Here is a 13,808-nt window from a genome sequence, read left to right on the forward strand (position 1 = left end):
GAAGCGATGAGGAGGAGTGGCGCATATGAGCACCGTGATCGTCGCGCTCGTGGCGGCCTTGCTGGTGGCAAGCCTCGCCGGATGGTTGCTTACGCGCCGCTCGGGACACGTCCGCGAGGTCGCCTCTGATCAAAGCGCCGAGCCCGACACAGCGGGCCTGGGCCTTTCCCGCAGCGGGCCCACGATCGTGCATTTCAGCGCCGCGTGGTGTGGGCCCTGTGATCGGGTCCGCCGGGTGGTGCATCAGCTCTGCGAGGACATGGGGGACGTGGCGCACCTCGAGATCGACCTAGACGCCGATCCGGCGACGGCCCGGCGGTTTTCGGTGCTGTCCCTGCCCACCACGCTGATCTTCGACGCCGACGGGCAGCAGCGATACCGGGCCTCCGGGGTCCCGAAGGCCGCCGACCTGCGCTCGGTGCTGCAGCCGCTGTTGGCTTGAGCGCAAGGTCATTGGGTAAGCTTGCCGACGTGTCAGCCCGCCTTGAGCCCATGCTCACCACGCGCAGCACAGTCGATTTGTGCCGCCTCGCGGGTTGTTGTTGTCGCTGTAGCTGCTGAGTAGCGGCGCCCCCGCGCGCACTCGGAGCAGCTTCGGACCCCCACCGAGGCTTTCCAAGGCGTGCCTCCCCCGATTTCCGCGCAACAAGATTTCTAGGAGTAATCCCGTGCCGAGCAGCAACACCGCCGTCGAACCGGACCGCGTGGACGTCCGCGGACCCAGGTTCGCGGCCTGGGTCACCACCGCGGTCTTGGTCGTCGCCCTCGTCGTTTCGGCCGCCAGCCCCCTGGCGGCCGCGGTCATTCTGGGGGCGCAGGCCGTGGTCTTTGCGATCGGCGCCGTCGGCGGCCCACGCCGGCATCCCTATGGGCGGGTGTTCGCCACCGTCGTTGCGCCCCGGCTGGGGCCGGTCACCGAACGCGAACCGGTCGCGCCCCTGAAGTTCGCCCAACTCGTCGGCTTGATCTTCGCGGTCGTCGGGGCGGCGGGATTCGCCGCCGGCGCCTTCCTGGTCGGGGTCATCGCCACCGCGTTCGCGCTGGTTGCCGCCTTCCTGAACGCCGCCTTCGGCATCTGCCTGGGCTGCCAGCTCTACCCGCTGGTCGCGCGCCTTCGACCGACCCCCTCCTAGCCCCGTTCATCAGCAGCAACCGAAAGGATCCATCCATGGCACGCTCCGACGTCCTGGTCTCCGCAGACTGGGCCCAGAGCAATCTCGACGCCGAGAACATCGTCTTCGTGGAAGTGGACGAGGACACCAGCGCGTACGACACCGGCCACATCCCGGGAGCGGTCAGGCTGGACTGGCGCACCGATTTGCAGGACCCGGTCAAACGTGACTTCGTCGACGCGCAGCAATTCTCGAAGCTGCTGTCCGACCGCGGCATCGCCAACGACGACACCGTGATCCTCTATGGCGGTAACAACAACTGGTTCGCCGCCTACGCCTACTGGTATTTCAAGCTCTACGGCCACGAGAAGGTCAAGCTGCTTGATGGCGGCCGCAAGAAGTGGGAGCTCGACCGGCGCCCGCTGTCCACCGACACGGTCAACCGGCCGGCGACGTCGTACACCGCGGCCCCGCCGGACAACACCATCCGGGCCTTCCGCGACGAGGTCATCGCGGCCATCAACGTCAAGAACCTCGTCGACGTGCGCTCGCCCGACGAGTTCTCGGGCAAGATCCTCGCGCCGGCGCACCTGCCCCAGGAGCAAAGCCAGCGGCCGGGCCACGTCCCGGGCGCGATCAACGTCCCGTGGAGCAAGGCCGCCAACGAGGACGGCACCTTCAAGTCCGACGAGGAGCTGGCCAAGCTGTACGCCGACGCCGGCCTGGACGGAACGAAGGAAACCATCGCGTACTGCCGAATCGGGGAACGCTCGTCGCACACCTGGTTCGTGCTGCGGGAATTACTCGGCCACAAAAACGTCAAGAACTACGACGGCAGTTGGACGGAATACGGCTCCCTGGTGGGTGCCCCGATCGAGTTGGGAAGCTGATATGTGCTCTGGACCGAAGCAAGGACTGACGTTGCCCGCCAGCGTCGATCTGGAGAAGGAAACGGTCATCACCGGACGGGTCGTGGACGGCGACGGTCAGGCGGTGGGTGGCGCATTCGTCCGCCTGCTGGACTCGTCGGACGAGTTCACGGCCGAGGTGGTCGCGTCGGCCACCGGTGACTTCCGGTTCTTCGCGGCACCGGGGTCCTGGACACTGCGCGCGCTGTCCCCCATCGGCAACGGCGACGCCGTGGTCGCACCGTCGGGTGCCGGCATTCACGAGGTCGACGTCAAGATCGCCTGACGGACCGGCCGGTCCCCGCGGATCCGCGGGACGCATAGACTCGTTCCCGTGGTGCTCTTCTTCGAGATCATGCTGGTCGTCGCGGTCGTGGTCATCTCATGGTTCGCGCTGTACACGCTCTACCGGCTCATCACTGACGAGTCGTGACCCGCGCCGGCGACGATGCAGCGCGCAGCGATGGCGAGGAGCGGCGCGCTTGACCTCCGAAGACCCTGACGGCCCAGTCGTTTCCGGCGGCTCGGGCGACCGCGCCGTCGCGGCCGCCGCCGAACGCGCCAAGCTGACCGCGGCCCGCAACATCCCCGGTTTCGACGACCTGCCGGTGCCCGCCGACACCGCGAACCTGCGCGAAGGGGCGAACCTCAACGACGCGCTGCTGGCGCTGCTGCCGCTGGTCGGGGTGTGGCGCGGCGAGGGCGAGGGCCGCGGACCCGACGGGGATTACCGGTTCGGCCAGCAGATCGTGGTCTCGCACGACGGCGGCGACTATCTGAATTGGGAAGCCCGGTCCTGGCGGCTGGACGAGGCGGGCGGGTACCGCGAACCGGGCCTGCGCGAGACGGGCTTCTGGCGCTTCGTCAGCGATCCCGACGACGATCCCACCGAGTCGCAGGCGATCGAGTTGTTGTTGGCCCATTCGGCCGGGTACATCGAGTTGTTCTACGGGCGGCCCCGCACGCAGTCGTCGTGGGAGCTGGTGACCGACGCGCTGGCCCGCAGCCGGTCGGGACTGCTGGTCGGTGGCGCCAAGCGGCTCTACGGCATCGTCGAAGGCGGCGACCTGGCCTATGTCGAGGAGCGGGTGGACGCCGACGGCGGCCTGGTGCCCCATCTTTCGGCGCGGCTGTCGCGGTTCGCCGGATAGTCACCGGAAAGCCGACGCGCCGAGATAACCTCACCGCGACGACGCTCGGGTGAGGGAGGTCGGCCGATGGGTACACCCCGGCAGCTAGTTCGCTGGGTCGTGTCCGGGGTTGGTCTGCTGCTGGTCGGGTATCTGGCCGCGCTGGCGTTGGTCCCCTCGATCCTCGACGCGCTGCCCGACTGGCTGCGATGGTTCGGACGGCCGGGATCGATGCCGACGCTCGCCATCGTCATCGCCGTGCTGATCGCGGCGTGCGTGCTGAGCTTCCGGTCGAGCGCCAGCCATCGGGTAGTAGGCGTCTCCTTCACCGTGATCGCCGTCCTCGTCGCCATGAGCGCGGTGCTGGGCCTCACCTCGTACTGGGGGTGCCACGACGCCAACCATCCCGCCTTCTTCACCCCGCTGATGGCCACAGCCCAGTTGGTCAAGGGCAGCACCAGTGACTTCTCGTTGGGCGGGCGCACCTGCCCGAGCCCCACCCCGGTCGGACTGGAGCTCGCGCGCATCGTGGCGCTGGCGGCGATCTTCACCGGTCTGGGCGGGATCGCGGTCGGGGTTTTCCGGTCCCAGGTGGATCGCTTGCGCGCCAACCTCGCCGAGCACGTCGCCGCGATCGTCGGCATCGACGACGACAGCCAGTCGATGATCAGCGCGGTCGCGCGCACGCTGGACCGGCGCACCACCTTGGTCGTCATCACCAATGCCGGCGACGACCGCGTCCAGCAGGCCCGCAGGCAAGGCGCCCGGGTGGTGCTGGCGGACTTCAACAGGCCCGCCACCCTGGTGTCGCTGCGGCTGTGGCGCCACCTTTCCCGGTTGTACTTGGTGGCGCGCGACCCGGCGATCAACCTGTTGTGGCTTGAGCAGATCAGCCGCCGGCTCGAGGAGCTGGACCACAAGCAGCGGTTGCCGCTCATCGTGCGCATCGACGACCCCTGGTTGGCCAAGGCGTGGCGGGCCCAGCAGTTCGGCGGGTCCGACACTCGGTGGGCCGCCGACGTCGTCGGCAAGTATGAGGTGACCGCCGGCCGGCTGCTCGACGGCATCATCGCGACCGGGCGGACAAAACGTGTATTCGTCTGCGGCACTTCGCAATTGACACTCGCACTTTGCGCGGACCTGACCCGCCGCGCCCTGGAACGCGACTTCTTCACCCCGCCCGACGCATTGCCGTTGCCGGCGCTCACCCTCGTCGAACGGGACGCCGAAGAGTACGTGCGCGACCACGAGTTCTACCGGCAGCAAGCGGGATTCCTGTCGGAGGGCCCAAAGATCGATGCGGTGCCGGAGGCGCCGACGGTGCCCACGATGCTCCGATTGCTCGGCGATGCCGACCCGGCCGCGAGCGCGGTGATCTTGGTGGACACCCTGGCCGCGACGGTCGGCACCCGGTTGGCCGCCCGCTTTCCCGACATGCCGGTGTTCGCCTCGGATCTCAACACCAACATCGCCGACGACGCCATCCAGGTCGTCGGCTCGCTGCAGTCCTATTCACTGGTGCTGGACACCCGCGAGGGGTTGATTCAGGACGCGTGGGAACGCGCGGCGAGGCTGATTCACGAGCGCTACGTCGCCACGATCGACCCGCAGGCGCCGCGTTCCCCGGCGGCGATGCCGTGGGACGAGCTCAGTGAGTTTTATCGCGGTTCGAACAGACGTCAGGTGCGCAACGCGCTGTGGATGGTCGAACAGATCGCGGGCCACACGTGGAACACCTGGGGCACCCCGCCGGCACAGTTGTCCGGCCGCGACATGGCCGATTCGCCACCCCTGGAACAGCTCTCCCTGATGGGGTTCGACCGCCACTCGGCGATTAGCATGGCGCGCGCGGAACACGAGGACTGGTGCCGCTACTACCGGCGCAACGGCTGGAAGTACGGGCCCGATCGCGACGACTCGCGCAAGATCCACGACAAGCTGGTCGACTGGTCGGTGGTGGAAAGCAAGCCGGAGCTACTCACCGCGGCCGTGCGCAGCCTGGCGGCCACGCTGTGGAGCCTGCGGCAACTCGGCTACCGGTCGCGCCCACTGTGGCAGAACTTCACTCGGTCGGGGACGGTGACCGCGGAACAACGAGACACGCCGTGGACCTGGACGTCGGACTCGGGGCACACCATGCGCGCGGACGCGGGCGATTGGGCAGTGCAGGACGACGGAAAGGTGTGGTCGGTGCGTGACAACATCTTCCGGGACACCTACGAACCGGCCGGCGACGGCCGGTGGCGGCGCAAAGGCACGGTTCAAGCGCGACCGGCCCAAGCCGGCGAGACGGTCAACACCCTGGAGGGCGCCGCAACGGCGGCCGATGGCGACTGGGTCGTGCGGGGGTCCAACGGCGAGCAATGGCCGGTTTCCGGTGCGGAGTTCGCGCGCCGTTACACCGAAGTGCCGGAGGCCTCCGCGCCAAAATGACAGTGAATATTTGCGCATCCCTTTAGGGCCCAACACTGATACGGTATCGGCGCATGTGAAATAGCCGCATGCAGGCTTTCTGCCCAGTCGTTCGCTCCGCCTCACGCTAGGAGACAGCGATGCCGCTGTTCATCAGCTACTCGAGCCAGGACAGGTCGACAGTCGACGCTCTGACCTCCGCCCTGCGGCGCGCCCAACAACAGGTTTGGTTCGATCAGGAACTGGGTGGCGGCGACTCGTGGTGGAACACGATCCTCGAGCAGATCCGCTCCTGCGACGTGTTCGTCGTTGCGCTGTCGAACAACTGGCTGCAGTCAAAGCCCAGCCTGTCCGAGCTGCGCTACGCGCAGGCCCTCAACCGGCCGATCCTGCCGGTGCGGATCGGCGATATCGACAGCATGCGCGTGAATCCGCTTGCCGCGTTGCAGATCATCGACTACCGCAACCCCACCGTCGACGCCGGCATCCAGTTGGTCACCGCGGTGCACTCGCTGCAGGCCAAACCCCAGCCATTGCCCGACCCGCTGCCCGAGGAGCCACCGGTGCCCTTCGGCTACATAACGCGGTTGGGCAACACCCTGGCCGAAAAGGAGCTCAGCCCCCAGCAGCAGCTACAACTGTTGGTCGAGCTACGGCAAGGGTTCGACGAGGACGGCGACGATCCCAGCGCTCGCGGCGACATCGCCCAGCTGCTGCGCATGCTGCGGCTGCGGCACGATGTCACCTACCGCACCCGAACCGAGATCGATAACGTGCTGGCCGAAATCGAGGCGAAAGACGGTGCGCCCGCATCGGATGCCGACACGCCGACCCCGACGCCCCAAGCCGGCACCGGTCCCCAGCCCGTCAGCGCTGAGCCGGCCCGGCCGTCAACCGCTGCGGTCGGCGGCGGCACGGCGAAGGGTGGCGGGGCCAACACCCGGCTGATCGTCATCGGTGCCGCCGCCGTGGTGGTGGTTGCCGTCATCGCAGTCGTGGTGGTGCTCATGAGTCAGGGCGGCAAAAGCAAACCGGCCGCCAAGCCGGCTCCGAGCCCGAATGCCACTGCCGTCCCCAATTCCCCGGCGAATTCCAATTTCACCGGGAATGCGACAAAGCTGGATTCGTTCCTATTGGGCCCGCTCGAAGTGGGCCCCATTGTCGCCGACCCCAATATGGTCGTCTCCGAAAAAACCAACGGGATGCGCAATCCCAAGTGGGCGCTGTCCAACCCGGACTGCATCGGCGCCTACGAGCCCATCGCCGATGCCGCGTATCAGGCGAGCGGGTACATAGCGGTGGCCGCCCAGGCCGTGCACACCGCCGGAGAAGAGCCCTCCCACCGGGTCTTCGAATCCGTGGTGGCGTTCCCGTCGGCCGATAAGGCAAGCGCGTTCGTGCAGGCGTCCGCGGACAAGTGGAAGGCCTGTGCGGGACAGGCGGTCACGCTGACCTACAACGGTCGGGCGGAAGGATGGAAGTTCGCGGAGCTCGCGGGCGACCCGCCCCGGATCGCGCAAGGGCGAACGCAAACCGAAGGCACCAGGATCTGCCACCACGCGCTGCGGGCCGTGTCCGATGTGGTGATCGACGTGCTGGTGTGCGGGCCGGACGCCGAGACCGGTCAAGCCGGAAAGATTGCCGAGCAGATCTCGGCGAGGGTGTCGCAGTAGCGCACCCCGGACATGGAGCGGCCCCCGAGCAAAGCTCCTGGTTGGACTGACCGGAAGCTCGGGGGCCGGGTGGCTACGGGGAATTCGCCAGCGCGCGTTGATCGCCGACTCTTCCGAGCCAATGCAGCTAGCGCGTAGCCACCTCACATGTCCATGAAGCTATCAATTTCGCGGACCACCTCCTTTCCCGTGTACGGCCGACCGTACAGGGCATTGCGCGAGCCGACAACAGAATTCAGCGCTCAGCGATCGCTGACGATGGCCGCGTCGACCAGTTCGGCGAATTCGGTGGCGATCGGGGACCGGAGCAGTCGCCGGCCATCGAGCGTGTGGACCCGAGCCGCCAGGGTCATGCTCGACACGAGCCAAATGCCTTGGGCGGCATGCAGGTCCGCGACCCGCAGCGCGCGGTAGTCGCAGTCGTAGCCCTTGGCCCGGGCCACCTCGAAGAGCGCCTGCTGCGTGGTGCCCCGCAGGATCGGATACCAAGGCGGCGGCGTCAGCAGGCACGGGTTCCCGTCCGCGCCCCGTTCGGCGGCGATGACGACCGTCGAGCGCGGGCCTTCCAGGATGTAGCCGTCGGAGCTGATGAAGATGACGTCGCCGGCACCGTGCCGCGCGGCGTGCCGCAGGGCGGCCATGTTGACCGCGTACGACAGCGTCTTGGCCCCGGCGAGCAGCCACGGCATGGCGTCGGCACCCCTGGCCGGCAGTCCGCGATCCAGCGTCATCGCGGCGAGCCCGTCGCGGCGAACCGCGGTCACCCTTTCCGGGACGGGGTTCACCATCACGTAGGCGGTCGGAGGCGATCCGCCCTCGCGGCCGCGGGTGTAGATCAGGCGCATCGCGCCTTCGTCGGAGGTGCCCGCCGCCCATCGCCGCGCCGCCTCGTCGATGGCAGTGCGCCAGGCGGCGAGGTCCGGCTCAGGCAGGTCCATCATCTTGGCGGACTGCGTCAGGCGTTGCAGATGGGAGCCCACCAGGCAGGCGCGGCCGTCGCGCACCAGCAGCGTCTCGAAGATTCCGTCGCCGCGAACCGCGGCCAGGTCGTCCGCGTGCAGCAGCGGCGCCCCGGGCGGATGGGCCTCGCCGTCCAGCGTGAGGATCACACCCGTCTGGTCGGCCATGAAAGGTAAGCCTAGCCGCGAGGGTCCGTAGAGTTTGAGGGGTGAACGCCGTCCCCGCACCCGACCCCGGACCCGACGCCGGCGCGGTCTGGCATTACGGCGATCCGCTGGGCGAGCAGCGGGCGGCCGAGACCGACGCGGTGTTGGTCGACCGCTCGCACCGCGCGGTCCTCACCCTGACCGGCAAAGACCGGCAGACTTGGCTGCACACCATCTCCAGCCAGCACGTCAGCGAACTCCCCGAGGGCGCCAGCACGCAAAACCTCAGCCTCGACGGGCAGGGCCGCGTCGAGGACCACTGGATTCAGACGGAGCTGGACGGCACGACCTACCTCGACACCGAACCGTGGCGGGGTGAGCCGCTGCTGGAATACCTGCGCAAGATGGTGTTCTGGTCCGAGGTCACCCCGAGCGGCGCGGATCTGGCGGTGTTGTCGCTGCTGGGCCCGCGGCTGGCCGACCGGGCGGTGCTCGACGCGCTGGGCGTGGACGCCTTGCCCGACGAGCCGACCGCCGTTCCGGTCGCCGGCGGCGGCTTCGCGCGACGGATGCCGGGCGCCCCGGCAGGCCAGATCGAATTGGACGTGCTGGTTCCGCGCGCCGAGGCCGCCGGCTGGCGCGACCGCCTGACGCGGGCCGGCGTGCGCGCGGCCGGGGTATGGGCCTACGAGGCCCACCGGGTGGCGGCACTGCGGCCGCGCCTCGGCGTCGACACCGACGAGCGCACGATCCCGCACGAGGTGGGCTGGATCGGCGGTCCCGGCGAGGGGGCCGTACACCTGGACAAGGGCTGCTATCGCGGGCAGGAGACCGTCGCGCGGGTGCACAACCTGGGTAAACCGCCGCGGATGCTGGTGTTGTTGCACCTGGACGGCTCGGTGGAGCGGCCCTCCACCGGAGACTCAGTGCTCGCCGGCGGTCGCGCCGTCGGACGGCTCGGAACCGTGGTCGAGCACGTCGACCTCGGGCCGGTGGCACTGGCACTCGTCAAGCGCGGGCTGCCCGCGGACACGCAGCTGACGACCGGGCCGCAGGGCGACGTCGCCGCGGCAATCGACGCCGATTCCCTGCCCGCCACCGAACACGTCGGCGCCGGACGGCGAGCCGTTGAACGGTTGCGGGGCGGTGCGGGATAATCCTCGATGAGGTCCGCCACAGCGGCCAGGGGTCACCGACACCCGACCGTGAGGCACGGTAAACTGTCGGCAGGACAATAACGACACCAAGAGATCGGAGCCGCCTACTCGTTAGGCCGCTCCGTTATTGCGCGAGGGGGTTCCCCCATGGGCCGCGGCCGGGCTAAGGCAAAGCAGACCAAGGTTGCACGAGAACTCAAATACAGTTCTCCGCAGACCGATTTCCAGCGGCTACAGCAGGAGCTGTCGGGCACGACCGCCGACGAACCCGGCGACGACGGCCAAGACGAATCTTGGGACGACCCCGACGACTGGCGTCGCTGAACCTCTCACCACCACTGTGCCGATGCGCTGAGCATCGGCACAGTTTCTGTCAAAACCTCGGGTGTTGTCCGACCAGTGTGGCCCGCGGGCCGTCTTTTCCGCCTTTGCCGACGGTGCCCAGCACCCAGCAGTTCAGATGCCGTGCGGTCAGGATGGCCAGGGCCCGGTCTTGGTCTTCGGGAGCGACGACCGCGATCATGCCGACGCCCATGTTGAACGTCTTCTCCATCTCCTCGCGCGCCACCCGGCCGCGCTGGGCGATCATCGCGAACACCGGCGCGGGCGTCCAGGTGCCGCGGTCGACCTCGGCGACCAGCCCGGGCGGGATCACGCGTTGCAGGTTGCCGGCCAGCCCGCCGCCGGTGACGTGGCAGAACGTCCGGACATGGGTCTCGGCGGTCAGCGCCAGGCAGTCCTTGGCGTAGATCCGGGTCGGTTCCAGCAGCTCTTCACCGAGGGTGCGGCCGAACTCCTCGACGTAGCCGGCCAGGTTCATCCGGTCGATCTCGAGCAGGACGCTGCGGGCCAGCGAGTAGCCGTTGGAATGCAGGCCGGAGGAGCCCATCGCGATGATGACGTCGCCGGGTTTGACGCGGTCGGCGCCGAGGACGTTGTCGGCTTCGACGACACCGATGCCGGTGGCCGAGATGTCGTAGTGGTCGGGTTCCATCAGGCCGGGATGTTCGGCGGTTTCGCCGCCCAGCAGCGCGCAGCCCGCGCGCACACAGCCCTCGGCGATGCCGCTGACGATCGCGCTGAGGCGTTCCGGGACCGTCCGGCCGACGGCGATGTAGTCCTGCAGGAAAAGCGGCTCGGCGCCGCACACCACGAGATCGTCGACCACCATGGCGACCAGGTCGAGGCCGACGGTGTCGTGCTTGTCCATCGCCTGGGCGACCGCCAGTTTGGTGCCGACGCCGTCCGTCGAGGCCGCCAGTACCGGCTCGCGGTAGTCGCCGCGCAAGGCGAACAGCCCGGCGAACCCGCCCAGCCCGCCACGTACCTCGGGGCGGGTGGCCTTGGTGGCCAACGGCTTGAACAACGCGACGGCGCGCTCACCGGCTTCAATGTCCACCCCGGCCGCCGCGTAGGTGATGCCCTGACTGCCCGGGTTTCGTCCGGGACTTTTTCCGGGATCCGTCATCGCGATAAAGGCTACCGGGCGGCGCTTCGCGCCGGAATCAAACGTCTTTGAAGCACCGGCTCAGCGCACGATCGGCACTTCATCGGGTGCCAGATCATCGAGCGCGGCTCCGCGCGCGGCGTTGGCGAGCATGTGCTCGATGACGTTCTTGCCCAGTGCGGATTCCTCGGGCAGTTCGATCGGGTACTTGCCGTCGAAGCAGGCGGTGCACAGCCGCGACGCCGGCTGCTCGGAGGCCGCGACCAGGCCGCGCAGCGAGATGTAGCCCAGCGTGTCGGCGCCGATGGCGTGCCGTACCGCCTCGAGCATCTCCTCTTTGTCTTGCACGGCGTTTGCGATCAACTCGGCCGGTGACGGGAAGTCGATGCCGTAGAAGCACGGCCACTTCACCGGCGGCGACGCGATGCGCACGTGCACCTCGAGGGCGCCGGCCTCGCGCAGCATGCGCAACAGCGCCCGCTGGGTGTTCCCCCGCACGATCGAATCGTCGACGACGATGAGCCGCTTGCCGCGGATCACCTCTTTGAGCGGGTTGAGCTTCAGCCGGATGCCGAGCTGGCGGATGGTCTGCGACGGCTGGATGAACGTGCGCCCGACGTAGGCGTTCTTCATCAGGCCCTGCCCGTACGGAATGCCGGATTCCTGGGCGTACCCGACGGCGGCCGGGGTACCCGACTCCGGCACGCCGATCACCAGGTCGGCCTCGACCGGGCATTCGCGCGCCAGCCGGCGGCCGATGTCGACCCGGGTGGCGTGCACCGAGCGGCCGGCGATCGTGCTGTCGGGGCGGGCGAGGTAGACGTATTCGAAGACGCAGCCCTTGGGCTCGGGGTTGGCGAACCGGGTGGAGCGCACGCCGTCGGCGTCGATGGCCAGCAGCTCGCCGGGCTCGATGTCGCGGACGAACGAGGCGCCGACGATGTCGAGGGCGGCGGTTTCCGACGCCACCACCCAGCCGCGGTCGAGGCGTCCGAGCGAAAGCGGCCGCACGCCATAGGGATCGCGGCACGCATACAGCGTGTTTTCGTCCATGAACGTCAGGCAGAACGCCCCGCGCACGGTCGGCAGCAGATCCAGCGCCGCCTGTTCCAGCGTGGAGTCGGCGGCGCCGTGGGCCAGCAGCGCGCCCAGGATGTCGGAGTCCGTCGTCGCGGGGGCGGGGTATCGGGTGCCCATCAAGCCCTCGTCGCGGGCGCGCGCGGCAAGTTCGGCGGTGTTGACCAGATTTCCGTTGTGCCCCAACGCAACCCCGGTGCCGGCCGCGGTGTTGCGGAACACCGGCTGGGCGTTTTCCCACGTGGTGTCGCCCGTGGTGGAGTAGCGGCAGTGTCCGATCGCGACGTGACCCTGCATCGCCGCCAGCGTCTGCTCGTCGAACACCTGGCTGACCAGGCCGAGGTCCTTGAACACCAGCACCTGGGATCCGTCGGCGACGGCGATGCCTGCGGCTTCCTGCCCGCGATGCTGCAGCGCGTACAGGCCGTAATAGGTGAGTTTGGCGACGTCTTCGCCCGGGGCCCAGACCCCGAAGACGCCGCATTCTTCACGGGGGGAGTTCAAGTCCTGCTCGGATGCTTCTACTCCAGCGACGGTCACGGTTCGGCGGCTCCCTGGCGAACGATTGGTGACGTGTTGGAGTCTACGGGCAGCACGGGCTCCGCGACGAATCCGACGGGCGTGTTGGGCGGCGAAAATCCTGATACACAACTCTAAACCTGCAGTTCAGGGTTGTATTCAGCTGACACCGAACAGCGGCAGCCAGTGGCCAATTTCACCCGCCCGCGAGCCGGACAGCGTCACGCCCCCGGTGGCTATCGCCTCGTCCAGCGGCAAAAGGCCGGTCGCCAGCCGCAGCCAGGTCCGCGGATCGGCCTCCACCACGTTCGGCGGCGTGCCGCGGGTGTGCCGGGGTCCGGCGATGCACTGGACCGCCGCGAACGGCGGGATCCGGACCTCTACGCTGGCGCCCGGCGCCACCGCGGCGAGAGTCCGTGCGGTGAGACGCACCGCGGTCGCCAGGGCGTTGCGGTCGGGCGCCGGGCGGGACTCGTCGCGCAGCCAGTCCAGCACGGCCAACACGGCCTGCCGGGCCTGGGCCGGGTCGGCGCTTTGACGGGCGGGCATACCTCAGCGTTGCACGGCCACAGTGGCGATCGCACCGGCCTCGTTGATGGCCAGGTGCGCCAGCATCGGCGCGGCGAGGCTGCCGGATCGGTCGGCCAGCCAGCCGAACAACCAGCCCGCTGTCCCGGTCACCAGCACGGTCGCCGCCACCGGCGCGCCCGTTGCCCGCGCGTCCGGGATGTGCGAGAGCCCAAAAGTGGTGGCCTGCAACAATCTTCCGCCACGCTGGCCGAACGCGCGGGAGCCCACAGCGGCCAGCGCGGCACGGAACCCGGCCTCCTCGGCCCAGACGGTGCCAACGGGAATGTTCAGCAGCAGCCAAACCGGCACGGAGACCGGCAAATCGCGGGCCGCCATCGAGGCCCGCACCATGGGCAGCGGGGTCGTCGCGGCGATCACGCCCGCCGCGGCCGCCCCGGCGGCCGAGCCGAGCCGCATCCCCGCCCACAGCCGCGGCGGGCGCAGGCCTGGTGTCGCGTGGGTCACCGCCACCAGCAGCAAGCCGACGCCGGCCTGCAGGGTGACGCGCCACGCCGGGGGCAGCCGCGGGCTGAGGAAGCTCCAGCCGACCAGCGCGGCCGCCAACGACAGCGCCCGAAGCCGGCTTACCCGAAGAATCGCGGCAGCACCGCCTCGGACGTCTCGCGCAGTTCCGCCAGCGACACGGTGAACAGGCCCTGAACCTCGACGGCGTCCGAGGCCTGATCGACGACGCCGA

General features: G+C 68.9%; 15 protein-coding genes. 9 read left to right on the plus strand and 6 right to left on the minus strand.

What is annotated here, in order from left to right; all coding sequences use genetic code 11:
- Positions 1–25: 25 nt before the first annotated feature.
- From A5712_RS24385 to A5712_RS24415, 7 genes are all read left to right on the plus strand, one after another.
- Positions 26–442: a thioredoxin family protein gene (locus A5712_RS24385; RefSeq protein WP_068111103.1), complete on the plus strand. Its 417-nt coding sequence runs from the start codon at positions 26–28 to the stop codon at positions 440–442.
- Positions 443–668: 226 nt separating this feature from the next.
- Complete coding sequence (locus A5712_RS24390; RefSeq protein WP_068111106.1) at positions 669–1,133, plus strand: DUF4395 domain-containing protein; 465 nt, start codon at positions 669–671, stop codon at positions 1,131–1,133.
- A 35-nt stretch (positions 1,134–1,168) separates the two neighbouring features.
- On the plus strand, positions 1,169–2,002 hold the full coding sequence (locus A5712_RS24395; RefSeq protein ID WP_068111109.1) for a sulfurtransferase: 834 nt from the start codon (positions 1,169–1,171) through the stop codon (positions 2,000–2,002).
- A gap of 1 nt (position 2,003) precedes the next feature.
- Entirely contained in the window at positions 2,004–2,306 is a 303-nt protein-coding gene (locus A5712_RS24400; RefSeq protein WP_066915955.1) for a DUF1416 domain-containing protein, read from the plus strand.
- 196 nt (positions 2,307–2,502) lie between these two features.
- A complete protein-coding gene (locus tag A5712_RS24405) occupies positions 2,503–3,171 on the plus strand; it encodes an FABP family protein (protein ID WP_068111113.1) in 669 nt (222 codons plus the stop codon).
- Between the two features lie 66 nt (positions 3,172–3,237).
- Positions 3,238–5,583, plus strand: a complete 2,346-nt coding sequence (locus tag A5712_RS24410) for a RyR domain-containing protein (protein ID WP_068111116.1) — start codon at positions 3,238–3,240, stop codon at positions 5,581–5,583.
- Positions 5,584–5,702: 119 nt separating this feature from the next.
- The gene (locus A5712_RS24415) at positions 5,703–7,235 is read left to right on the plus strand and encodes a sensor domain-containing protein (protein ID WP_068111118.1); all 1,533 of its coding nucleotides are present in this window, start codon (positions 5,703–5,705) and stop codon (positions 7,233–7,235) included.
- Between the two features lie 242 nt (positions 7,236–7,477).
- On the opposite strand, the gene A5712_RS24420 is transcribed toward A5712_RS24415, so the two are convergent.
- The gene (locus tag A5712_RS24420) at positions 7,478–8,344 is read right to left on the minus strand and encodes an aminodeoxychorismate lyase (RefSeq protein ID WP_156766750.1); all 867 of its coding nucleotides are present in this window, start codon (positions 8,342–8,344) and stop codon (positions 7,478–7,480) included.
- Between the two features lie 59 nt (positions 8,345–8,403).
- Between A5712_RS24420 and A5712_RS24425 the strand changes: the two genes are divergently transcribed.
- A complete protein-coding gene (locus A5712_RS24425; RefSeq protein WP_068111125.1) occupies positions 8,404–9,498 on the plus strand; it encodes a folate-binding protein YgfZ in 1,095 nt (364 codons plus the stop codon).
- Between the two features lie 147 nt (positions 9,499–9,645).
- Complete coding sequence (locus tag A5712_RS30490) at positions 9,646–9,822, plus strand: DUF3073 domain-containing protein (RefSeq protein ID WP_082964488.1); 177 nt, start codon at positions 9,646–9,648, stop codon at positions 9,820–9,822.
- A 49-nt stretch (positions 9,823–9,871) separates the two neighbouring features.
- Here the strand turns inward: A5712_RS30490 and purM are convergent, their stop codons facing one another.
- From purM to A5712_RS32765, 5 genes are all read right to left on the minus strand, one after another.
- Positions 9,872–10,966 carry a phosphoribosylformylglycinamidine cyclo-ligase gene (gene purM / locus A5712_RS24430; protein ID WP_068111129.1) on the minus strand — a complete coding sequence of 365 codons (1,095 nt, stop codon included), beginning with the start codon at positions 10,964–10,966 and terminating at the stop codon, positions 9,872–9,874.
- A 60-nt stretch (positions 10,967–11,026) separates the two neighbouring features.
- Positions 11,027–12,562, minus strand: a complete 1,536-nt coding sequence (gene purF, locus A5712_RS24435; protein WP_068111133.1) for an amidophosphoribosyltransferase — start codon at positions 12,560–12,562, stop codon at positions 11,027–11,029.
- A 138-nt stretch (positions 12,563–12,700) separates the two neighbouring features.
- The gene (locus A5712_RS24440; protein ID WP_068111136.1) at positions 12,701–13,090 is read right to left on the minus strand and encodes a sterol carrier family protein; all 390 of its coding nucleotides are present in this window, start codon (positions 13,088–13,090) and stop codon (positions 12,701–12,703) included.
- Positions 13,091–13,093: 3 nt separating this feature from the next.
- Positions 13,094–13,708 (minus strand): CPBP family intramembrane glutamic endopeptidase, encoded by a 615-nt coding sequence (locus tag A5712_RS24445; protein ID WP_231982228.1) that lies wholly within the window; start codon positions 13,706–13,708, stop codon positions 13,094–13,096.
- On the minus strand, positions 13,696–13,808 hold a 113-nt coding region (locus tag A5712_RS32765), incomplete at its 5' end, for a hypothetical protein (protein WP_369830430.1). The genes A5712_RS24445 and A5712_RS32765, both read right to left, overlap by 13 nt.

Source organism: Mycobacterium sp. E2327 (assembly GCF_001672675.1).
Classification (GTDB): Bacteria; Actinomycetota; Actinomycetes; order Mycobacteriales; family Mycobacteriaceae; genus Mycobacterium.